Annotated in this window: 25 protein-coding genes; 7 read left to right on the top strand and 18 right to left on the bottom strand. The window is 40.6% G+C overall.

All coding sequences use genetic code 11. The features are described from left to right. Positions 1-23: 23 nt before the first annotated feature. The gene (locus ACFSX4_RS10580; protein WP_377774385.1) at positions 24-2126 is read right to left on the bottom strand and encodes a YSIRK-type signal peptide-containing protein; all 2103 of its coding nucleotides are present in this window, start codon (positions 2124-2126) and stop codon (positions 24-26) included. A 162-nt stretch (positions 2127-2288) separates the two neighbouring features. Beyond that, on the bottom strand, positions 2289-3134 hold the full coding sequence (locus tag ACFSX4_RS10585; RefSeq protein ID WP_377774387.1) for a LysR family transcriptional regulator: 846 nt from the start codon (positions 3132-3134) through the stop codon (positions 2289-2291). Positions 3135-3229: 95 nt separating this feature from the next. On the opposite strand from ACFSX4_RS10585, the gene ACFSX4_RS10590 reads away from it, so the two are divergent. Next, a complete protein-coding gene (locus ACFSX4_RS10590) occupies positions 3230-4225 on the top strand; it encodes a YeiH family protein (protein ID WP_377774389.1) in 996 nt (331 codons plus the stop codon). Between the two features lie 13 nt (positions 4226-4238). Here ACFSX4_RS10590 and ACFSX4_RS10595 read toward each other — a convergent pair whose 3' ends face one another. From ACFSX4_RS10595 to ACFSX4_RS10610, 4 genes are all read right to left on the bottom strand, one after another. Further along, a complete protein-coding gene (locus tag ACFSX4_RS10595) occupies positions 4239-5741 on the bottom strand; it encodes an SLC13 family permease (protein WP_377774391.1) in 1503 nt (500 codons plus the stop codon). 140 nt (positions 5742-5881) lie between these two features. Continuing rightward, complete coding sequence (locus ACFSX4_RS10600; RefSeq protein ID WP_377775379.1) at positions 5882-6913, bottom strand: PTS sugar transporter subunit IIC; 1032 nt, start codon at positions 6911-6913, stop codon at positions 5882-5884. A gap of 183 nt (positions 6914-7096) precedes the next feature. Then, on the bottom strand, positions 7097-7498 hold the full coding sequence (locus ACFSX4_RS10605) for a GNAT family N-acetyltransferase (RefSeq protein WP_377774393.1): 402 nt from the start codon (positions 7496-7498) through the stop codon (positions 7097-7099). Continuing rightward, complete coding sequence (locus tag ACFSX4_RS10610) at positions 7467-9293, bottom strand: acyltransferase family protein (protein ID WP_377774395.1); 1827 nt, start codon at positions 9291-9293, stop codon at positions 7467-7469. Before ACFSX4_RS10610 ends, ACFSX4_RS10605 begins: the two co-directional genes overlap by 32 nt. 169 nt (positions 9294-9462) lie before the next feature. Here ACFSX4_RS10610 and ACFSX4_RS10615 point away from each other — a divergent pair, with 169 nt between their 5' ends. After that, on the top strand, positions 9463-9810 hold the full coding sequence (locus tag ACFSX4_RS10615; protein ID WP_377774397.1) for a hypothetical protein: 348 nt from the start codon (positions 9463-9465) through the stop codon (positions 9808-9810). Between the two features lie 49 nt (positions 9811-9859). Here ACFSX4_RS10615 and ACFSX4_RS10620 read toward each other — a convergent pair whose 3' ends face one another. The 11 genes from ACFSX4_RS10620 to ACFSX4_RS10670 all read right to left on the bottom strand — a co-directional run bounded on the left by ACFSX4_RS10620 (position 9860) and on the right by ACFSX4_RS10670 (position 18367). Next, the gene (locus ACFSX4_RS10620) at positions 9860-10708 is read right to left on the bottom strand and encodes a MetQ/NlpA family ABC transporter substrate-binding protein (RefSeq protein ID WP_377774399.1); all 849 of its coding nucleotides are present in this window, start codon (positions 10706-10708) and stop codon (positions 9860-9862) included. Positions 10709-10731: 23 nt separating this feature from the next. Continuing rightward, positions 10732-11418 carry a methionine ABC transporter permease gene (locus tag ACFSX4_RS10625; protein WP_377774401.1) on the bottom strand — a complete coding sequence of 229 codons (687 nt, stop codon included), beginning with the start codon at positions 11416-11418 and terminating at the stop codon, positions 10732-10734. Further along, positions 11411-12223, bottom strand: a complete 813-nt coding sequence (locus tag ACFSX4_RS10630) for a methionine ABC transporter ATP-binding protein (RefSeq protein ID WP_377774403.1) — start codon at positions 12221-12223, stop codon at positions 11411-11413. Before ACFSX4_RS10630 ends, ACFSX4_RS10625 begins: the two co-directional genes overlap by 8 nt. 77 nt (positions 12224-12300) lie before the next feature. Then, a complete protein-coding gene (locus ACFSX4_RS10635; RefSeq protein ID WP_377774405.1) occupies positions 12301-12975 on the bottom strand; it encodes a hypothetical protein in 675 nt (224 codons plus the stop codon). Further along, positions 12959-14365, bottom strand: a complete 1407-nt coding sequence (locus ACFSX4_RS10640) for a sensor histidine kinase (protein ID WP_377774407.1) — start codon at positions 14363-14365, stop codon at positions 12959-12961. The genes ACFSX4_RS10635 and ACFSX4_RS10640 overlap by 17 nt, the downstream gene beginning before the upstream one ends. 3 nt (positions 14366-14368) lie before the next feature. Further along, positions 14369-15043 (bottom strand): response regulator transcription factor, encoded by a 675-nt coding sequence (locus ACFSX4_RS10645; protein ID WP_377774409.1) that lies wholly within the window; start codon positions 15041-15043, stop codon positions 14369-14371. Between the two features lie 162 nt (positions 15044-15205). After that, positions 15206-15778: a thymidine kinase gene (locus ACFSX4_RS10650; RefSeq protein WP_377774411.1), complete on the bottom strand. Its 573-nt coding sequence runs from the start codon at positions 15776-15778 to the stop codon at positions 15206-15208. Positions 15779-15843: 65 nt separating this feature from the next. Next, on the bottom strand, positions 15844-16218 hold the full coding sequence (locus tag ACFSX4_RS10655) for an iron chaperone (RefSeq protein WP_377774413.1): 375 nt from the start codon (positions 16216-16218) through the stop codon (positions 15844-15846). A gap of 24 nt (positions 16219-16242) precedes the next feature. Next, positions 16243-16611, bottom strand: coding sequence for an iron chaperone (locus tag ACFSX4_RS10660; RefSeq protein ID WP_377774415.1), 369 nt, complete (start codon positions 16609-16611; stop codon positions 16243-16245). Between the two features lie 12 nt (positions 16612-16623). After that, entirely contained in the window at positions 16624-17535 is a 912-nt protein-coding gene (locus ACFSX4_RS10665) for a CorA family divalent cation transporter (RefSeq protein ID WP_377774417.1), read from the bottom strand. A 16-nt stretch (positions 17536-17551) separates the two neighbouring features. After that, the gene (locus ACFSX4_RS10670) at positions 17552-18367 is read right to left on the bottom strand and encodes a metallophosphoesterase (RefSeq protein WP_377774419.1); all 816 of its coding nucleotides are present in this window, start codon (positions 18365-18367) and stop codon (positions 17552-17554) included. Positions 18368-18530: 163 nt separating this feature from the next. Between ACFSX4_RS10670 and dhaK the strand changes: the two genes are divergently transcribed. The 5 genes from dhaK (at position 18531) to ACFSX4_RS10695 (ending at position 22586) form a co-directional block, all read left to right on the top strand. Further along, a complete protein-coding gene (gene dhaK / locus ACFSX4_RS10675) occupies positions 18531-19493 on the top strand; it encodes a dihydroxyacetone kinase subunit DhaK (RefSeq protein WP_377774421.1) in 963 nt (320 codons plus the stop codon). Positions 19494-19505: 12 nt separating this feature from the next. Further along, on the top strand, positions 19506-20081 hold the full coding sequence (dhaL, locus tag ACFSX4_RS10680) for a dihydroxyacetone kinase subunit DhaL (protein WP_377774423.1): 576 nt from the start codon (positions 19506-19508) through the stop codon (positions 20079-20081). Between the two features lie 4 nt (positions 20082-20085). After that, positions 20086-20454: a dihydroxyacetone kinase phosphoryl donor subunit DhaM gene (gene dhaM / locus ACFSX4_RS10685; RefSeq protein ID WP_377774425.1), complete on the top strand. Its 369-nt coding sequence runs from the start codon at positions 20086-20088 to the stop codon at positions 20452-20454. Between the two features lie 318 nt (positions 20455-20772). Further along, on the top strand, positions 20773-22110 hold the full coding sequence (locus tag ACFSX4_RS10690; protein ID WP_377774427.1) for a PepSY-associated TM helix domain-containing protein: 1338 nt from the start codon (positions 20773-20775) through the stop codon (positions 22108-22110). A gap of 8 nt (positions 22111-22118) precedes the next feature. Then, positions 22119-22586, top strand: a complete 468-nt coding sequence (locus ACFSX4_RS10695; protein ID WP_377774429.1) for a hypothetical protein — start codon at positions 22119-22121, stop codon at positions 22584-22586. Between the two features lie 41 nt (positions 22587-22627). Here the strand turns inward: ACFSX4_RS10695 and ACFSX4_RS10700 are convergent, their stop codons facing one another. Continuing rightward, positions 22628-23473, bottom strand: a complete 846-nt coding sequence (locus ACFSX4_RS10700) for an SDR family oxidoreductase (protein ID WP_377774431.1) — start codon at positions 23471-23473, stop codon at positions 22628-22630. Between the last annotated feature and the right edge of the window lies 1 nt (position 23474).

Here is a 23474-nt window from a genome sequence, read left to right on the forward strand (position 1 = left end):
TTGAGGCGGTCGTGATTATATATTTATGCGAAATCTGCACTCAAACGTGCATCTGCAACAAAGTGCTCTCTTTTTAAGACACCATCACTATTTAAGGGGGTCCCTGTGACAGAAAACATAAAATGCTCTCCGGCATTCATTTTCTTAATCTTTACCTGAAGCTGGTCACCTTCCAAAACATTCATCTCGATATTATTCTCTGAAATATCCACCGCTTTACCAAAACGTTTGCCCACTGCAATATCGCTGCTCATTTTAAATTCATTTCCGCGGTGCATTGTGGCTTCAGCATGATTATCAAAATTCCAGTTCACACCATCAGGGCCGGCACCGGGACCAAGGATAATATTTACATCTTCCAAACTATCCACCGTACCGACAGATACTCTAAAGACAGGTGAAATGCTGTCATTTTGTTCATTTACAGTTTCATAATGCTGCACTTCAAAATGGCCTCTGCTGAGCGGATTCCTGCCGTCCAGTAAATATAAATGATTTCCTGTCGGTGTGATACTGTCCCTCGTATAATCGGCAACTGCCACCCATTCAACTCGTGCATCGGCAGTAAAATCACCTTTATTATAAAATTTGTCAGGATTCAGAGGATACAGGCTGTCCCTGTCCTTCTGAAATTCACCCTTTGTCATGACTCTCGAACCCGGCGGTGCTACAGCATGGTACTCACTTCCCTGCTGCAGGTCAGAAAGATATTTCAGCAGTGAACGTGTCAATTTTCTTTTAGACTCATCATCATTGGAATGCTCTAAATCAAGGTTAATATCTCCCAAGATTTCTGCGATTTCATCTTCTGTCATATAATCGTCCAAATCATCAGCAGTCTCATTACTTTTCATTGCCGTGATTTTCGGTGATTCTTCTATTTCTTCAGTATCTGCAGGTGTGTCACTGCCATTATCATCAGAAACTTCATATTCCGGATACGCTGAATCTTCCGGCACTTCATCATTTCCTTCCGATGGTGTTTCTTCATATGAATTTTCAGGCTCTGCGACAATTCCGGTGTCTGTATCTTCTTCAGTGGACTCAGAGTCACTACCTTTTCCCTGACTCTCATCCTCTGATGCTTCGTCCGATTCGTTATTATCCTGATTTTCTTCGGTCTCTTTATCTTCTTCAGCGGACTCAGAGTCACCACCCTTTTCCTGATTCTCATCTTCTGACGCTTCATCCGATTTATCGTTATTCTGGTTTTCCCCGGTCTCTGTATCCTCTTCAGTGGATTCAGAATCATCATCTTTTTCCTGGTCTTCAGTCTCTGACATTTCATCCGATTCATCATTATCCTGATTTTCTTCGGTCTCTTTATCTTCTTCAGCGGACTCAGAGTCACCATCTTTTTCCTGATCCTCAGCCTCTGATGCTTCGTCCGATTCGTTATTATCCTGATTTTCTTCGGTCTCTTTATCTTCTTCAGTGGACTCAGAGTCACCACCCTTTTCCTGATCCTCAGTCTCTGACGTTTCATCCGATTCATCATTATTCTGGTTTCCATCGGTCTCTTTATCTTTTTCGGAGGATTCAGGATTATCTTCGGTTACGTCTTCACCACCGCCCGCAGGGTTCTGCATCTCTTCTGATTCTGTATCATTTTCTTTCGGAACCTCAGTTTGTTCCTGTTCCGGCTGCTCTTTACCCTCTGACATCTTATTGCCGGCACCTGAACCTGCAGTCTCATCCGGTTTTTCACTATTCGCTTTATCTGCAGAATTATTACTGCTGTCTGTATTCGCACTTTCTTTTACAATAATATTTACTGTACGCTGTATGGTCTCATTATTCTCGAACACCAGCGTTACAGTGCCGGTATACTGACCCGGGACATCAGTGTTGACAGCATTTTCATCTGTCATGTCGATGACATCAACAACAGCAGGTCCACCGGCATCCACTATATTATCGGACAGATTATAGTTTTCACCCTGGAATATTACCTCATCCTGCAGAACAATGTCTTCCGCTGCATGTATTGTTTCTTCAGGTACAGCAGGGCCGCCATTCTCTTTTTCATCAGCACTGACCTGATGAGACAGCATAAATAACCCCAGCGCAACTGAAGCTGCACCAGCCTTTAATTTACGAATTGAAAATAACTGGATTGTTCCCATAACTGCACCTCCTCAACGATACCTGTTTATTAAAATTATACTATAAAAATGTGAAAAACAAATGAATCTTTACACAAATTTACAATATTAATATATAAATCATTTATGAAAGAACATCTTACCATCTTCAATTGAAAAGATACACTAATTAGAATAAAGTAACTACGCATTTGAATGCAGTATATCCAAAACAGATTGTACTTTTAGTGACCTATACCGTCCACTGGAAACCGCTGCTGAAAAATTCCGTGTAATACCTGTTGGACTTATCTGCATTTCTTTCAAATTTTCATGTTCTACAGCTAATTTTGAAAGAATGCTGAACCCCATTCGATTCCTCACACATTCTTTTATCAATTCTGTATTGTTAATTTCTATTTTTACAGGTGTCAATCCTGTATTTTTGAGTGCTGTTTCCTGATAATATCTTGTTCCTGAATAAGGTTCCCGGACAAAGCATTTACTCTGCCCTCTGCCGCCCTCCTTATCCAGTGATTTATGTATTATCATTACCATCTCATCTTTGAATAAGGGATATAATTCAATTCCTGTATATGTTTTGTCTATTTCAATAACACCAATATCAATTGTTTTATCCCTTAAATGATCAATGATTTCCTGAGAGTTACCGATATGCACATGGCAGTTCAGTTCGGGATACTTTCTATGTATATCAATCAGTATACCAGGCAGGACAAACTCTCCGAATGAGTGGCTTGCACCAATATAAATATCCCCTTTCACTTCTCCCGCGGTCTGATAAATATCATTGATAAGATGCTCATTCATCACCTCCATGTCAACAGCGTAACGGTAAAGAACCTCTCCCTCTGCAGTCAGTTTTAATTTGTGTTTCGTCTCTTCAAATATTTGAATTTCATATTCTGTTTCAAGCTGCTTAATATCTCTGCTGACTGCCGGCTGTGATGTATAAAGTTTCTTTGCTGCCTCAGTAAAACTCCCCGCCTCAACAACATTTTTCAGTACATTCATTTTTTTATTCAGCACAACTTCACCTCATATCATTTTTGTTATACTTTATATATTAAAATAGCATTAGTATTATAACACAGCTAATGATAGTCTTTTATCAGGTGATAATAATGAAGACACAACATCCAAATATACGATTTATAACGGGTATTGCTATTACGTTCGCAGCCGCTTTATTCAGTATGCTTATTACAAGTCTTCCGCTGTTGAACAATATCGGTGCATTAGCTGCAGCAATATTTACTGCTGTCATATACAGGCAGTTTTTCGGGTATCCGGAGGCATTTAAATCCGGGCTTGAATTTTCAGCGAAACGTCTGTTAAAACTTGCTGTTATACTCTATGGTCTAAAATTAAATATATCCATCGTCTTCAAAGACGGTCCCCAGCTTATTTTAATCAGTGCAGGGGTGATTATTTTCAGTATCGGACTAATGATTTTAATCAACTCTTTGATCAAAGGTGACAAAAATATCGCTGTTCTACTGGGGTTTGGTACCGGAATCTGTGGGGCTGCAGCTATTGCGTCAACAAGCTCTATCATAAAATCCAAAGAGCAGGACGCAGCAATCAGCATCGGCATTATATCGCTTGTCGGCACTGTGTTTGCACTTATATATTCATTCATATATAACGCTTTTGATATGTCAGTTGAGAGCTATGCTGTCTGGACAGGTCTCAGTCTTCACGAGGTGGCGAACGTTGCGCTTGCAGGCTTTCAGGCCGGTGATGAAGGGCTGTCTCTTGCCATACTCGCCAAACTGAGCCGTGTACTTCTCTTAATACCGGTGTGTTTTCTGTTAATAGTATTTATGAAAAAATATCAATCGCCTGGAGAAGGTCGTAACGCTGTGGCAGTGCCTTATTTCTTGTTCGGCTTCATCATCATGAGCCTGATTAACACTTTCTTTACCATCCCTGAAAATGTGCTCTACTATATCGATCAACTGACAGCCCTGCTTCTGACAATGGCAATGGCGGCTCTCGGGCTTAAAGTATCTTTTAAAGACATAAAAGAAAGAGCGGCACGGCCGCTCCTTGCAGTTTTAATCACATCTTTCGTTCTTTCCATAGTAACATTTTTTGTAGCCATTACTTTCTGGTAGAGTGTCCGCAGCCTTATAACAGTCCAATCCACTGCCAGTACGTCGCAGAAAGAATCAGAACCAGAATATAACCGACAACAGTAATAACGATTCCCGACTTAAGCAGATCCTGAACGGTAAACGTGTTCGTACCGTATGCCAGCATATTCTGCGGAGAACTCACCGGCAAAAGGAAACCGAAACAAATCACAAACTGTTGGATTAATACAAACCCGAGACTCGAATCTCCAAGGTTCAATGTCGTTGTCAGTGCGATAAACACAGGGATTAATGCTGATGCGAGACTCGTGGCACTGGCAAAACCGAGATGAATTAAAATATTAAATATACTGACCAGGGCGATGACAGCAATTAACGGCATATTATCAAGCCCCATCGCTCCGAAAGTCACATCAGACAGCCATTGTGCTGCACCTGTTCTTAACAGTACCGTTCCGAGCGAGATACCAATGGCAAATACAATAATAGTCCCCCAGTTAATTGTGGATTCAACTTCTTTCCATGTAAACACACCGATTTTCGGTGACAGCATCACCGCGAGAGCAATCAGTGTCACTGAAGATGAATCAAACGGGTGAAGTACACCCTCTGTTGCCCATGCAATCAGAAGCAGCCCTGCAATGACAATCAATCTAAGCTCACTCGGTTTAATCGGACCAAGTTTTTCAATTTCAGACTGAATCAATTCCCGGCCGCCTTTAATTTCGTTTGTTTCTGCTTTGAATAACTTAGTCATTACAAAATACAAAACAACACTCATCAATATTGACCATGGTGCAGCGTAGATAAACCATTCAAGCCACGATACATCCATTCCCATTGCTTCGTTAATAAAACCTACCGCAACAATATTCTGTGCCGCTGCAGTTTTAATCCCGACATTCCATATAGAGACTGCATGTACCGCAGTCACTACCAGTAACGCTGCCAGCCTGCTCTCTTTGCTCATATTAAATGCTGCAATCATACCAATTAATATCGGTATAACAGCACCGGCACGTGCTGTTGCAGAGGGCACAAAAAACGCCAGAATAATGGATACAAGAATTGTACCCATGACAATCGCATTGGTTTTATTCCCGACGATTTTAAGTACATACAACGCGAGCCTTCGATGCAGGTTGGTAATCTGCATCGCACTCGCCAAAAATAACGCTGCTGCAACGAGTGCTACTGCAGACGTTGCAAACCCGGAAAATGACAATGATAACGCCGCCTGTGTTCCGAGCATATCACTGCCTGATAAATCCGGTACCCCAAGAACACTGCCGAGATCACCGACAGGGCTGAACCCGAGCAGTATAATCATCAGACCCACAATCATTACTGATGATACCGGATATTTGACCGCTTCTGTCACCCACATAATCACAGCAAATGCCAGAATGGATAACGCCCGGAGCCCGATTACACCAAGGGCATCCGGTACAGGCATTAGATTAATCACAATCATTACTAAAAAGGCTGCTAAAATCCACCACGGCTTGAATTCTTTTTTATTCTTTTCCTTACTCATTTTCTTTCCTCCCCAAAACACAGATAGAAATATGTAATATTTTTAACACTTTTATTATACAATAAAACCTTTCTAATGTGATTATTTTCACAAAAAGTTAACAAATAAAAGTATGAGATTTTTCATCCCATACTTTAAGATTAATTTTCATATTTTTCTTTTTGATTCAGCACTTCACTATTATACACAGGGAAATTCCTGAATACTATTGATCCGATAATACCGACAGCAAGGCATACCAAAGCACATATTGCTGCATACATCAAAATCTGTCCTGCAGGGTTATAACCAAACATAACCAACAGTCCGGGAACCGGTGCAGCCGTACCCGGTGCATCATTAACCATTCCGGATAAAGCAATAATCATTCCGGCAAGTCCACCGCCGACAAAATTCGTTGTATACATAGGAATTGGATTTGCTGATACCAAATTTGCCTTTGATAACGGTTCAATAGCAATAGATACTACAGATTTCAACTGGCCGATTTTCAATCTGTGGAACAGTGTCGCGTTCATAAATGATGACGCAAATGCACTGAGAGCAGCAACAGCCATAGGCACTCCTGTCAGACCAAGCATCGCTGTCAGGGCCATTGAACTGAGCGGTGATGTGCCGACCACTGTTATAATACCTCCGAGAAGAAGTCCCATTATAAGCGGGCTCGTCAGCGTAGCTGCCTGAATCAGTTCACCAATTTGAAGAAGCGAACCATCTACCAACGGTGTAATCAAAACCCCAAGTAAGCGGGCGAGAGGGACACAGAGCAGAATAATAAAAATAAAGTCCAGACCGTTCTTCACTCTCTTCTCTATAAATATAATGATAAATGCAATAAGATATGCCGAGAACATTCCCGGAATCAAACCGATTCCAGCGAATGAGACGGCGAGTATCGCTGCATTCTGCGGTCTGACATTCATTGCCAGTGCAACGAGGAACGCGACGATAACGCCGCTCAATTCCCCTGCGACTGTTCCTGTTTCCTGTAAAAACGGGATATTAAAAATATCACCGATAACATAACGCTGAAGCGCCTCAACGAGAAAAGTTGCAATTGCTGCTGTAGCAAGAGCTCCCATGACATCACTGCCGTATGGTGCATAATAAGTAAATAACGTAAAAATAACTAAAATAACAAGAAGCAGTATAATACTCAGTAACTGTTCAATAACGAAGACCTCCATTGAAGAAATAAAATTACAGAATAATCTGTTTTATCAGGCAGTAAAATTCACATATGAACAGCATTATATTCTCATTCAGACAAAAACTCAACAGATGTCTGGAGTAAATCTTGACATAAAAACGACACCTGCCCCAAAAATCGGCCGGTGCCGTTCATTTCAATACTTTTAATATCTTCTCGCCATCGCTGTAGAAGCAGGTTCAGTTGTCTTAAAACCATACTGTTCGTAAAGTTTATCTGCTGGATAGTCTGCAATCAGATTTACATACGTACTCTCCTCTGCAGCATAATCCAAAAACACCATAATTTCATCCATGATTTTTCTCCCGTAACCGAGCCCCTGGTAATCAGGGTGTACAGCAATATCTACAATCTGAAATACTGTGCCACCATCACCGACCACACGCCCCATACCAATTAATGATGCCTTATTATAAAGCATGACATTATGACATGCATTCGGCAGCCCTTTAGCTGCTGCTTCCTGTGAATATACAGTCAGTCCGCATACTCTTCTCAGCTCTCTGTATTCCCTATTATTTGGCGCTTCGTATCTGATTTCTATCAATGTCCACCTCTCCTTTAGTCGGATTATGATTATCTCTGATTGTATCTATAATCAGGTTGGAAAGTGCCTCAACACCTTCCGGCAGTAAATGCACACCATCATTCGCAAAATATCCATTCTGTCCTTCTGAATAGGTATACCAGTCAACTAATGTGACATTATCATAACGTTCTGCAGCATCATAAATATGCTCATTCACATTACCTTCCCAGTCTCTCGGAACTCTCGTATTTACAAAATATATATCCGCATCCTCAAAAAATGTGATTAAATCATGCAGTGTGTCGTCTGTAAAATCACCATTTGTCCCAAGCTGCAGCACGACAATATCTTCTTTACTTTTATATTCATCATACTTTTCACGGGCAAGCTCAAGCGTATCATTCAACTGTCTGCCAACAGCACCGTCTATCGTTGCATTCGGTATATTCCCGGATATATATTCCCCAATATCAACTGTGATAGAGTCACCGATTAATAACGGCGCTTCCTCCAGAAGGTTCACCGCTTCACCTTCCTCATCAATAGATACGATGCTTTCATTACTTCCCTCTACTACGAATTCCGTTTCTTTGCCGTCACCTAAATTCACCTGGTGATGGTCGAATATCCCAGTCAAAACAACGCCACTGATTATGATGAACACTCCAAAAACAACTGTTCTCACTCCCGCCTGAATACGGGCTTTATTCACCGGCCATAATGCACGGAATCCCTCTTTACGTATCGGTGTTTCAATAAACCGGTATGATACCTCTGCAAATACGCCTGTCATAATCACTTCAATAATGATGATGTACCAAGGAATCTGCCCCTGTATAAAATGTCTGTTCATCAATACAATGACAGGATAGTGCCATAAATACAGACTGTATGAGCGGGTACCAATCCATAAAAACACAGGGTTGCCGAGGATTTTCGGAAGCATCGTTGACGGATGCACACTTGAAGCGATTAATAACAGCGTGACTGCAGATATTAAATACAGACCTCCGAAGTATATCCAGTAGTCGGAAGAATTCACTGTAAAAAAGAAATAAATCAGTATTAACAGCGATACAACACCGATACCGTCAATCCATCTTTTCACATCTACATCCACTGCCCGTTTCAACTTAAACGGCGGCCAGATGTATGCAAGCATCACACCAAGAAGCAGTGTCTGGAGACGGGTATCCGTTCCAAAATACACCCTTGAATTGTCCTGCATCGGTTCTGCAAGAACAACCATTATTACCAGCGATATTAAAGAGATTAACAGCGTTATACCGAATACCCCTGCCATACTCTTATTTTTTCTGATTAATAAAAAGAAAACCAGCGGCCAGATTAAGTAAAACTGTTCTTCAATCGCAAGACTCCACAGGTGGAGAAGCGGCTGACTCTCAGCGCTGTCAAAATAACTGACATCCTGAAAAATGTACCACCAGTTTGATACATAGAAAAATGCAGCCACCGCATCCTGTTTCATGCGCTGAATCATTTCTATTTCAAAAAACAAAGTATATGTAAGGACTGCTGTAATCATAAAAAACGCAGCAGGAATTAACCGTTTAAAACGTCTGATCCAGAAACCTTTTAAATCAATTGTACCTTTAGTACGGTATTCATACAGAAGGAGACTTGTAATTAAATACCCCGATATAACAAAAAAGGTATCCACACCCAAGAAACCTCCCGGAAGCCATTCTGGATTCAGGTGGTATATTATAATCGCGATGACAGCAACTGCCCTTAAGCCGTCAAGTCCCGCGAGATATCTGGCTTTTTCTTTTTGAATGTGGTTATTCTCCATAATTATCTACCCAAAACTTTTTCATTGATTTTACTGTCTATATTATCAAATTATATCATGATTTTACTAGTCTGATTACTGTATATAATTTAAGTGAAAGATGTGTACTCATTAAATGAAAAGGGTATAAATAGTAAGCAGTCAATTAAACATAAGGAGTGAACATTTCATGCTGCAGTACTTAGTTAATCTTTATATTGGTAAAGGTGTATTTAACAGCGGTTTACAGAAAGTAAAAAAGAAGGGGCAGATGGGTGAAGAATTCGAAGATACCTTTGAAGTCAGTGCTCCACAGATGAAAATTGCCGGTTATCTCGAAGCAGCCGGCGCAGGACTCCTGTTCTTATCATTTTTGGGCAAGACATTTACCCGCCTTGGTACACTGCTCATCAGTATTGTTCTCGGCACAGCCGTATTCAAGCACTTAAAAGCAGGTCATGGATTTGAAGGCAGTAAAGGGGCAGCTTCTTTACTCGGGTTAAGCCTTGTAAGCTTCTTTGAGACTTTCAGAAAATAGGCAAATATAAAAAGGCTCAGTTGCATATGCAACTGAGCCCTTTTTAATCTTATTCCGTCACTTCAAAAGTAGGCTCTAAGTGTCCTTCTTCCGATAACTCTGATAAGAAATCATAAACTTCCTGTGAAGTGAATGCTTTTTTAAGTGCCTCGATTTCCTCGCTGTTTTCATTATCTTCTCTGGCAACCAGTTGAATAGCAAAAGTATTGTCGCCGTCTTCCTCAAGGAATACAGCATCCTCCGGCGTCAAACCGATGGATTCAATATAAGTAGGATAATTAAACACCAGTTCCACACCATCTTCATAAGATGCCGTTAAATTAAGTAAATCCACATGAGTAAATGTCAGATTATGCGGATTCTCGACCACATCATCAACCGTCGCTTCATACGTTACACCCTCTTCAAGCGCAATTAAATCATGCTGTTCCAAAATCATTAATGCACGCGCTTCATTCGATGGATCGCTCGGGATCGCTACTTCCGCACCGTCTTCAATATCATCAACCGAATCATATACAGGGGAATAAAAACCGACTATCGCGTTATAAATCGGCTGAACAGCAACTAGATTTCCGTCACGCTCATTATTGAACATCTCCATGAAAGGTTCATGCTGTGCAAAGCTCGCATCCACTTCTTCATTAAGAAGCGCTTCGTTATATTGAATATTGTCAGATACTTCAACAAGTTCTACTGAATATGGCTCTTCAATAGCTTCGCCGGCAAGTTCCACGACTTCAGTCATCGGTATTGTCTGTGAAGCAACTCTGATGACAGTTTCTTCGTCTGAACTTTCACCTTCATCTGCGGTTTCTTCTGAATTCTCATCACTGCCGCATGCAGCAAGAAGCAGTACAACACTGAATATGGATAATAACAAATACTTTTTAATCATAATTATAATTCCACCTTTATTATTTATCGTTTATCTAATTTCTTTGCAAGTTTTAATCCCAGCCATTGAAGCAGCTGAACAATAATAATAATAACAATAATTGCAGTATACATTATATCGGTCTCGTAACGCTGGTAGCCGTAGCGGATTGCAAAATCTCCGATACCGCCTCCGCCGACAACTCCCATAATTGTTGAATAGGATATAAAGCTCACAAACGCTGTAGTAAAGCCGATAATCAAAGAACTTCTGGCCTCAACGTATAAAAACTTTGTAACGTACTGCGGTGTAGACGCACCCATAGATCTTGCGGTTTCTGTAACGCCCTTCGGTACATCAAGAAGCGACTGTTGGACAAACCGCGCATACAATGCAATCGCAATAAGCATCATAGGAAACGATGCTGCTACAGGATCTCCCGTTGCACGCCCGTAAACCTCCCGGATAAAAGGCTGCATTGCAACGACCAGCAGTAAAAACGGAAATGAACGCACAATGTTCACAAAAGCATTAGCTGTTTGGTAAATAAACACATTCTGCATCGGCTGGCCTTTAGCAGTCAGAAACAAGAGTGTCCCCAGCGGCAGACCGAGAAGTATCGCTGCTGTCATAGCAAAGCCCATCATAATTCCGGTTTCCCCGATGCTTTCGAGGAGACTCGGCCAAAACTCAATGACTCTTTCTATATAAGTGTTAAATATATCACTCATCTTTTAACACCTCTAAGACTCTTTCGTAATATGACTTAACAGGACCATCCGTTTCTCCGGCATTATTTTCAATGCTGATGACATCAATGATTCTTCCGTCTTCAAGTACTGCCGCTCTGTCACATAGCTGCTTAATAACATTCAATTCATGTGTTACAATCACTATCGTCACATCAAATGTCTGGTGCGCCCGTTTTAACACCCGAATAATTTCCTCTGTAGTACGTTCATCGAGTGCAGATGTCGGTTCATCACAGAGCAGTATTTTCGGCCGTGTAATCAGTGCTCGTGCAATACCTACCCGCTGCTTCTGCCCGCCTGATAACTGACCCGGATATGCATACCTCTTATCTTCCAATCCGACAAAACTCAATACTTCTTCAACCGATAAAGGCTTTTCATATTTATGTAATTCAAGCGGCAGACGGATATTCTCTTCCACAGTCTTATTGTTAAGAAGATTAAACTGTTGAAAAATCATACCGATATCTTTTTGGAACACTCTAAGCTTCCTTGATCCGAGTGTCGATACATCGATACCATCAACAATTACATGTCCTCTCGTTGGTACCTCCAGTGCATTGATAAACCGCATCAAAGTCGACTTCCCCGCGCCACTCTCACCAATCAATCCAAAAATCTCGTTTTTCTTTACCGAGAGCCCGACGTTATCCAGTGCATTAAAGCTTCCGTTTAAACCTTGGAATACTTTTGTTACCTCTTTAAATTCAATCAGCAGTACACACCTCCAAACATTATATACCTCAGTGAAAATGAGTATCATTACCAATACAAAGTATATCAAATTATACCTTTAAGTTTAAGCTTTTGATTTGCGTTATTATATTTTTCAATAAAAAAAGACGGTACTCCTGTACCGTCTTAATTATCATATTCTTCATACTCGCCGTCTTCATAATCAAATTCACTGTAATAGTATGGGTTTTCCGCATTATATTCAGCAACTTCCTTAATAAATGCGCCAAGATCTCCGATTTCGTTTAAATCAATTTCCAGCCATATCACTCTATTAATTTCTCCTGTTCTTGCATTCAGTGAAACAATGGCTGCTTCATCGTCATCATCAACTAAATGCATTACAAGGTATTCCTCCGGGTTTGCCGTATCATTCAAGGCAGACTGCAAAAACTCTCCCCCTACTTCTTCAGAGGCGATACTCCGGGCTTCCTCATCTGTTATCAAAGAAGAAGTTTCGTTTTCAGATGAATCATTCCCTCCGGATGATTCTCCTTCTTTCTTCTCCTGCTCTTCTGCATTCGGATTATCTGTTTCACTCATTTCTGAGACACTGTAATTTTCCCGGTCCAGTATTATTGTATAAAGTTTTGCTCCGTCTTCCAGCGTAACGGTATACATCTCTTCATTTTCAGACAAAGAAACCTCTGTGATTTCCCCTTGATACCGCTCTTCTACCATTGACCTGGCTTCGGCTTCATCCATATATTCGCTGCCGACTGACGTTACAATAGTGATACCTATTAAAATTCCTATACCCACTGCCAAAAGTGCAATTAATATCTTAACTGTTCGTTTCATCATCCACCTCCTCAAAAGACCCGGATTTCTTAAAACCGGACTTTTTAAAGCTGATTGTGAATACTGACCCTTCATCAGGTGTACTGCTCACGCTTATTTCCGCCTCATTCAGCTTTGCCAGTTCTTCCGCAATTGACAAGCCGAGACCTGAACCCCCTGTTTTTCTCGCACGCGCCTTATCCACCCGGTAAAAACGTGTGAAAATATGTTCCAGGTCCTCCTGTGGTATTCCGATACCCCGGTCACTGATTTCAATATCAACTGTATTATCTTTATCTTTAATACCTACCGTTATTTCATCATTACTGTATTTATAGGCGTTATCCAGAAAAATTTTAATTAACTGGTCAAATGTATCTGTGTCCACCTTAATTTTCACAGTCTCCTTATTACTGGAGAGGTTAATTTTCCTGCCGTACACTGCTTCAAGTCTCTCTGTAATTTTTTCAACAACATTTACTACATTGATTTCGGTTGGTTTAAAATGTTCTGAGTGATGTGTCACTTTCGCAAAACTTAAAAGCTGCTCTGTTAAATATTTCATACGTTTGGCCTCATCAGAAATAGCAGCGATACTCTCATCCAGCAAATCTTCTTTTTCTCTGCCGAATCTTTTTAACATTTGACTGTATGAGTCTATAACCGTTATTGGTGTTTTTAATTCGTGTGATGCATTCATAATAAAAGCCTGCTGGTTCTCATCATGAGCCTTTAAATCAAGCATCATATCGTTAAATGACTGGGACAGTTCCTTAAGCTCTTTCGTATCCTTACGGTTCACCTCAAGCATTGTATAGGCACTTGTATTGTCTGTCCTTCTCATCTTATTAATTAATTTATTAATCGGAGTAATTACAATATTGGTGATTATACGGTTTAGCAAAAATGTAATCACAATAATAATCAAAGTAGACACTGCAAGTACCCATCGTAAAATTTCATAAGTGTCATATAAGAAGCCTATATTTTCATACATCTGCATATTCTTAACTGATCCGTCATCCCAGATAATGGGCAGCGATACCATCGCAAAATGGATATCATCATGTATTCCCTCGTCTGTATACTGTCCAGTACTGTATGATTCACCCATTATTTGAGCATAACGTGCATCAGTCGCAACCCGCGCAATTTGATTATCTGTTTCATCTAATACTGTAATATATCCATCTGATAACAGTGGTGATTGAAGTACCGTTTCAGTACTCACACCATCCGCATGCGCATCCTGGATCTGTTTCATAATATTAACTGCACGGTTTTCAAGCTGCCCCAGTTCCGCTTCAAGAGAAAAATGTTTATAGGAGAAATAAACGAAAACGTTAATTAACACAACAACAATCGCAATCATTACAGTGGTATAGAGCTGTATTTTAGTTCCCAGTTTCATAAGCTATTCCTTAATAATATAGCCGATACCACGAACACTCGTGATTACAGACTCTTTTTCCGTATCCAATTTTTTTCTCAAATATCTGACATAAACATCCACTGTATTTGTATCGCCGAAATAATCATATCCCCAGACCGCTTCTATAATTTGTTCACGGGACATCACCCTGTTTTTATTCTCCAAAAGATAATAAAATAAGTCATACTCTTTTTGTGTCAGATACACATTTTCACCCTTTACAAAGACTTCTCTTGAAGACGGTACAACGTCGATACAACGCACTGAAACCGTCTCATTATCCTCATTTTTCTGAATGCTTTCCTTCAACTGTGTACGTATTCTTGCCAGCAGCTCTTCAATTTCGAACGGTTTTGTGACATAGTCATTCGCCCCGGAGTCAAGACCGCTGACCTTGTCCATTACAGCATCTCTCGCAGTAAGCATAATAATTTTAACGGCATCATCGTGCTGACGTATACGCCTCAGCACTTCGAGACCATTCAGCTCAGGAATCATCACATCTAAAAGAATCAAATCAAAGTGCTTATTTTCATATTTATCCAATGCCTCTTTCCCTGTGTAGGCATTTGCAGTTTCATAGTTCTCAAACTCAAGTTCAAGCTGAATGACACGTGCAATTTTCTCATCATCTTCTACGATCAAAATTTTCTGCATTCTACTCGCTCCTTATAGGTTCATTTTAAATATAAAGCATGATTACTTTAAATGAATTAGAGATTTCTTAAAACTTGATTAAAATAATTAGTAATCATATTATACAATATCCCATAAAAGATTGATGACAGAAAAAAACAGGAAGACTGTCGTCCACCTGTTTTAAACTAATTCAAGTCGTTTTTTATAACACTTTCTGCATACAGGAACGTATTCCTCATCACCGATCTGAATAGTTTCCCCGACATTTACCGGTTTCCCGTCCAGGAGTCTCATATTCAATGTCGCTTTTTTATTGCAGAACTGACAGATTGTTTTTAATTCATCTATGGCATCCGAGAGTTCAAGAAGTGCTTTACTGCCCTCAAAAAGTTCGTTTCTGAAATCCGTCTTCAATCCGAAAGCGATAACCGGTATATCCAGTTCATCAGTGATATCGCTGAGATTATGCACGTCTTCTTTTGAAAGAAACTGAGCTTCATCCACTACAATAACATGAACTGCTTTCTCTTCATGGAGTGCCTTAACATCATCAAATATACTTTCTGATATATACTCCGCATCGAGTTCCAGCCCGATTCTCGACTTAATTTTTTTATATCCGCTTCTCGTATCCACAGGTGTTGAGTATGCAAGACATCTTTTCCCCTGTGTAGTGTACTGATGATGTGTCGTAATAATCTGGTTGCTCTTATTACTCTGCATGGTACCGAATCTATAGTATAACTTTGCCATAAAAAACCTCGCATAAATGTATTCTAAAATATTATATCATTGATAGATAACACTAGATACAGGAACTACTTCTTACGCCAAAAAGTGAGGCTCCCCTTCTTATCCTCACGGTTAAACTCAATAATATCCGTCAGAAATTCATAATCAACCTTCTGGTCCCAGCCGATTTTGATAAACATTTTACTTGTCTGATACCCAAGGGATTCTGCACGTTTCTTAAACGATTCAATTCCTTTAAATTCAGGTGCAACAGAAAAATGTTTTTTAGCAGTATTAAAACTGACTATGAATGTGCCGTTCTCTGTAAACATCGGCTGATTCCATTTGTATACAGGCTCGAGTGAAGGAAATGCATCATGCACCCACTCAAGCATTTCTATAAACTGTTCACGGTTCCGGTCGTCTTCTATCTTCATATAAAATTGTTCGAACACTTTCATCCTCTCACCTCAAATCAACATACTCTATCTCCACAGCTTGTTATAACCCTCTTTATCCTTCATGTTGTATTCAATAATTTCTCCAATCAGCTTATAATCCACTTCTTCAATATGCTTTATGCGGAACAGCCCTTTTGTTTTTGAATATCCAGCAGCATCTATTTTTTCTGCAAACTCTTTGACTGCCTTCGGTTCAGGTGCCACTGAAATATGTGCCTTTGCACAGTCTGCACTGATGATAAAGGTCCCGTGATGCAGATACATCGGCGTGTTCCACTTTATAACCGGCTCCAGTTCAGGATATTCTTTATGAATCCACTCAAGGACCTCTTCCATTCTGTCACGTTTATCAAGCTCTTCAATTTTGTTTACATACTCTTCAAATAACGCCATTATAACGCCTCCTTAAAGCCATTTTTTTATTTTAAAGTACATCAGCATTGCGATACTGATGAACAGCATAATACCCATGATAATAAAGTAGCCGTAGTGCCACGATAATTCAGGCATATAGTCGAAATTCATACCGTAGATACCTGTAATTAAAGTCAACGGCAGAAATATTGCTGAGATCAGTGTTAAAAGTGTCATTACCCGGTTTGTTTTATACGAGTTATATGAAACATAATTGTCACGTATCTCATCTGTCATGTCATCGATTGACCGAATGATATTCATCTGCCGCTTGAGCATCAAATCTATATGCCTGAGCACACTTTTCTGATGACTGCCTTCAACCAGTCTGCCTTCCGTTCTGATACTGATAACCAGTTCACTCACAGGCAGGATTACCCGCTTAACCTTTAGTAATCTGGACCTGATTTCAAACACATCATCCATAAAACCTCTGCTTTGTCTGTTCGTGCCCTGTCTGTCTTCAAGTGCAAAAACATCTTCTTCAACATCATAAGCTGCCTTAAAATAATTTTCCACTGTCCGTTCCAATATAGTTAATGAAGCGTCCACCGGGTTGATATCATCAATTTTTAAAACCGTCTCTATATCAATTAGATCATCCAGTATTCCATTGTGATAAGTAATTAACTGATTCCCGGAGACAATGATATTGATTGGCTGCGCTTTTAAATCCATCCCCATCGCATGACAGACAAACAGACGACTGTCATTATAATCAATATATTTCGGCAGATAGCTTCCGGTCTTGATGTCCTCTAAATCTTTTGTGACAATACCAAGCTGTGCCGACTCACTGTCCAGCTCCTGAATATCGTACCAGACAAAATCAACATTTTCCGGTATATCATCAATTTTTGAAGTCTGTGAAATTTCTTTCTGCACTTTATAATAAATATCCAAAACACTGCCCCCAAACTCAGATTTCAAAAACAAATAATGAATCATTGATTTCATATGACATGTCATCGGTCCGCCATTCCCGTTTATAACCAAGGCATGCGCAGATATATGTGGTATCCGCCTCTTCAATATAATGTCTGAAATGAACATGCCCCATCACGCTGTATTTAATATTGTACTGTTCATATAAATCATCCATATCACTTGTACCGATAAAGGCATTGTAGTAATCGAATAACCGGTGCGGCATAGGCACCCTGAACCTCTTATGTGTAACGACATGCGTTACGAGGATTATTTTTTTATCACCGGCAGATAACAGATCCTTTTCGATTACTTTTCTGAATGATTTAGATACTTCCGGGTCACTCATCTTCCAGTCTATATTCACCTTATCCTGCCATGTCCCGCCGTAATAGGCACGCTTATTCAGGCGCTCATATGAAAAGCGCTCTGATGCATAGGAATAGTCATACCATGCCGGATGACCGACAATAATCCATTCATCATTAATCGTAAGCGGTGAACGGATTAAACATTCCGGCAGTGATTCATAAGCCTTCAAAAGTCCATATGAATCCGTTTGCTCCCCGCCCGACCACAAGTCATGATTACCGGGGATAAAATAAATATCAATCCCTGACAACCGCTTGACATTCCGTATAAATAACGTCGTTATATCGTAATTATTAGAGATGTCTCCGGCAATAATCAAGAGCTCGACACCACGATCCTTAATCACCTCTGCCAATGTTCTCTCAAAGACTGGTATATATTCTGTTGTATTCTTATATCTGTCGATATGCAGATCGGATATTACGCCTATTTTCATTTCTGCCACCCTGTAATAGTAGTTACTATATATATTACGTTAAAAATTCCCTGCGGGCTATTATAATACTTTTACAGAACCCCATCTTATTCTAAAACACTTTTTTATTTTAACTGAAAACGTTTTAGCAGTATAATGACCTTAAAAGGGGAGGTTTAAAATAATGAGAAAGTTAATTAATCAAAAAGAACATTTTATTAAAGATATGCTGGATGGTTTAAAATTTCATGACCAAAAAATTTCTATTATTGAAGATTCCATCGTCGTTAGAAAAGTGAAAAAAGAGAGCGGGGTGGCGATTGTCTCAGGCGGAGGCAGCGGACATGAACCGGCACATGCGGGCTACGTTGCTGATGGTATGCTTGATGCTGCTGTATGCGGTGAAGTCTTCACATCACCCACACCGGATAAAATTCTTGCAGCCATTAAAGCTGTCGATAATGGTGACGGTGTTCTCTTGGTTGTTAAAAATTATGCCGGTGATGTGCTTAATTTTGATATGGCAAAAGAACTCGCGGAAGCAGAAGGGCACAATGTCGCAACAGTCATTGTCCGGGATGATATCGCTATAGACAATGCCGAACAAAGACGCGGTGTTGCCGGCACAGTTCTCGTTCACAAATACGCCGGTTACTTGTCGGGTCACGGCTCTAATCTTCAACAGATTGTTGAAAAAGTCGAGAACATGATGGAAAGTCTGCACTCTATCGGAATGGCCGTTCATCCATGCCTCGTTCCGACAACTGGAGAATTCGGATTTGATTTGGAAGAAGACGAAATGGAGATTGGTATCGGAATTCACGGAGAGAAGGGGATTTACAGAGAAAAATCTGAGACTGTTGATAAAATTGCCGGCCGTCTTCTGTCGGAACTCCTGCCTCATAATGATGACAATGATATCATACTCATGATTAACGGAATGGGCGGCACACCGGATAGTGAACTCCTTATCGTTACGAAGTATGTTATGGAGGCGCTTGAAGAAAAGGGGAAAACAGTGCATAAACTGCTTGTCGGCAACTATATGACAGCACTTGATATGCAGGGGTTTTCTCTAACCATCGTGTCGCACAATGATGAACTTTTAAAGTCGTTAAATGCACCGACTGAATCTACTCATTATTAAGGAGCGTATCTTATGGACAATGAAAAACTACTTTCAAGAATGCACGGTTTAAAAAATACTTTCACAGAAAAAGAATCACTGTTAACATCTCTCGACAGAGAAATCGGGGACGGGGACCACGGCGTAAATATGAAACGCGGATTTAATGCGGTCAATGATAAGGTGACAGCAGGTTCTACTGCCGACATTTTAAAACAGACCGGAATGACATTAATGAGCTCCATCGGCGGGGCGAGCGGACCACTTTACGGTTTCAGCTTTGTAAAGATGAGCAGTGCCGCTAAAGAAGAAATTGACCAGGACAACCTGATTGAATTACTGGATATATTTGCTGAAACTGTTGCAGATAAAGGCAAGGTTGAAGGCGGAGAGAAGACAATGTATGATGTCATCAAACGAGCGCCTGATTTAGTCAGGGAAACCGGGAAACTGAATCTGGATGCACTTCAAAAATTCGCGGATGATACAGAAGATATGATTGCTCAAAAAGGCCGGGCAGCATACTTTAAAGAGAAATCTGCAGGTACAATTGATCCCGGTGCACAGAGCGCAGTTTATATCCTTCATGCATTATCGTTAGGGGAGTGACAGTATGCCAGAGATATTAATTATCAGCCACAGCAGTAAAATTGCAGAGGGCAGCCGTGCTTTAATTGAACAGATGGCTCCCGGTGTTACGATTCATGCATCGGGTGGTGTCAATGACGGACAGGATATCGGGACAAGTATCGACCTCATCAATGATATGCTCGCAGGAGCAGGCGGTGACACGATATGCTTTTATGATATCGGCTCAAGCTTAATGAACCTTGAAATGGCAGTTGAGATGTATGATGGGAAATATAATCTTCATATTGCTCATGCACCTATTGTCGAGGGTGCTTTCCTTGCGGCAGTGGAGTTAAGTATCGGTACTGATATCGATTCTGTATTAGAGAAACTTCAGAAAATGAAGAAATAAATTGAATATATACACTTTTCCCAATTCCTTAAATATTCATATGATTTAACATTTGATATTTTTATAATATTACTGTAACATTATTGTCACATCATGAAATACTTGTGTAATATATGCTGTCCCGCAGCATATATCATACTTTCCAGCCTATGTAACCTGAAAGCACTATACCTGTATGCACCTTACCTAACCAGTGAGGTGCTTTATTTTATGATTCAACTGATGTTTCACGTGAAATTTATGATATTGTCATAATTGACACATGCACTATGCCTATCAATGATTCATAATAGAATCCGTAGTCAAAAGGAGGGCTTTATGAAGAAAAAATCGATTCATCCATTAATCTGGAGGTGGCATTTATATGCCGGTCTGATCATTTCTCCATTTTTAATCATACTTGCTGTGACAGGCGCAATATACTTATTTAAGCATGATATTGAGGCATACATATACAAAGACTATTATCAGGTCGAAGAGGGCGGCGAGCGCCTGAATCCAAGTGATTTAGTCAATACAGCTGTCAATACAGCGGGCGGCGGTGATGTCACACGCTACCGTCCGGGTGAAGACCCGTCACGTTCTGTTGAAGTCGGACTAATTGATAACAACGGCGATGCCCTGACGATTTTTATCAACCCGTACACAAGGGAAGTGCTCGGTACAATCAATGATAATACACGGCCGATGGATATCATCGAACGTGTTCACGGGGAACTGTCTGCCGGAACAATAGGGGACAGAATCGTCGAATTAATCGCCTGCTGGACCATTATCATGATACTTTCCGGCTTGTACTTATGGTTCCCGAAAACAAAAGAAAAAATCAAAGGCGTATTCACATTCCGCCTTAATAAAGGTAACAGGGTGCGATGGCGTGACCTCCATGCTGTCTCCGGGTTCTGGTTTTCACTTTCCCTTCTGTTCTTTTTATTATCCGGCCTGCTTTGGACTGGCTTTTGGGGTAACGGTGTACAACAGCTGGTTACCGCTTCCGGCAGCGGGTACCCGCCCTCAATATGGGTAGGGGATGCACCTGAATCAGATATTGTAACAGAAGATGTTGCCGATGTTTCATGGGCTGCAGAACAGCTTCCTGTTGCTGATTCTGAAATGATTTCCGGCTACAGACAGGCATCCATCAATGATATCGCTGAAACTGCCGAAAGCACCGGCATCCATCCATCATATGATATCTTTTATCCGGCAGGTGAGACCGGGGTATTCACACTCAGTACATTCCCTGACCGCGCACAGGACGAAGCGACGGTCCATATCGATCAATATTCTAATTCTGTGATTGCAGATTACCGTTACGACCATTACGGCCCGATTGGAAAGTTTTTTGCCCTCGGAATTACTATTCATAAAGGACTCCAGTTCGGTCTCATTAACCAGTTGTTCGGACTCGTCATTTGTATCGGTTTGATTGGTATGGTTGCTACAGGATTCTGGATGTGGTGGAAGCGTAAACCAAAAGGACGTATGGGTGCACCGAAATCTGAAAGTATTGTCCGGCACAAAGGAATATTATTCACTTTAATTGTGCTCGGTTTGATTTTCCCGCTGGTCGGTGTATCACTGATTATTATCTGGCTGATTAATATATTTATAATTAGAAAAAATGAAACACTGAGAAATTTTTTCTATAGATAGGGGGCTTTATGAAAAGAATATTATTGATAATACTGGCTTTTTCCATGTTGTCTGCGTGCAGTATACTGTCTGATGAAACACATGATATTTATAATGACATTCCCGATTTTGACATTGCCGTTGACCTTTCTCAAATAAAGTCCTCAGAAGAGATATCGCCTGTTAACCTTTACATCAATGCAGATGATGCACCGATTACTGATGCGGAGGTTTCCTTCACTATCTGGTGGAGCAGGGAGTCTGAACAGTTCGGGACAGACTATACTGCAGAATATGATGAAGCGGGCTACTACACAGCAGATATTGAAATACCACATGACGGTTTATTCTATATACAGGCATCCATTAATCACGATCAGATTACAGCAGATCCAGTCAGATATTTTACTGTCGGAAATACAGACATGCTTGAACATATGATTCTGGAAGAATTGATTGGTGACGATGAAGAACTTGAAATTGAAGGACACCATTAAAAAATGAGGACGCAGCTTTTAAAAGCTGCGTCCTCATTTTTTTAAACACCCGAGTAAGCCATAAATCCACCGTCAACCGGGATAGTAATGCCTGTAATGAATTTTGACATACTGTCATCCGACAGAAATAATAATGTACCGAGCAGGTCCTCAGGTTCACCGAAACGACGCTGAGGTGTATGATTAATAATTTTCCCGGCCCGTTCTGAATAGGAGCCGTCTTTATTTAAAAGCAGATTCCGGTTCTGTTCTGTTAAAAAGAAACCCGGAGCAATCGCATTCACTCTGATACCCGCTTCTGCGAAATGAACCGCCAGCCACTTCGTTAAGTTTTCAATTCCTGACTTTGCTGCACTGTAGGCAGGTACTTTTGTCATTGGTGACGGTGCGGACATTGATGAAATATTAATCACTGTACCACCTGTTTCCGTCATTTCTTTTGCAAATATCTGTGTTGGAATCAGTGTTCCCATGATGTTAAGACGGAATACGTGATCAAATCCTCCGGACTCCAGGTCAAAAAAGGATTTCACAGCCTCGTCCGATATATCTCCCGCCTCATATATTTCTTTGTCCGTAATAGCATCAGGGTGATTGCCACCGGCACCGTTGATTAAGAGACTGCAGTCCCCGAGCTCCCTTTTAACTGTATCGTATGCAGCTTTAACACTTTCTTTATCCAGGACATCACAGCTGACTGCAATCGCTGTACCATCCCCACTCTTAATATCATCAGCTATTTCCTGTCCACTTTCAACGTTGCGGTTTAATATCGCGACCTTCATACCCTGGGCTGCCAGTGTCTTTGCCATCTCCCGGCATAAAACTCCGCTGCCGCCTGTAACAACAGCCACTTTCCCCTTTAAACTTTTATATTCAGGAAGCATA

Origin of the sequence: Corticicoccus populi (assembly GCF_042686195.1) — a bacterium.
Lineage (GTDB): Bacteria > Bacillota > Bacilli > Staphylococcales > Salinicoccaceae > Corticicoccus > Corticicoccus populi.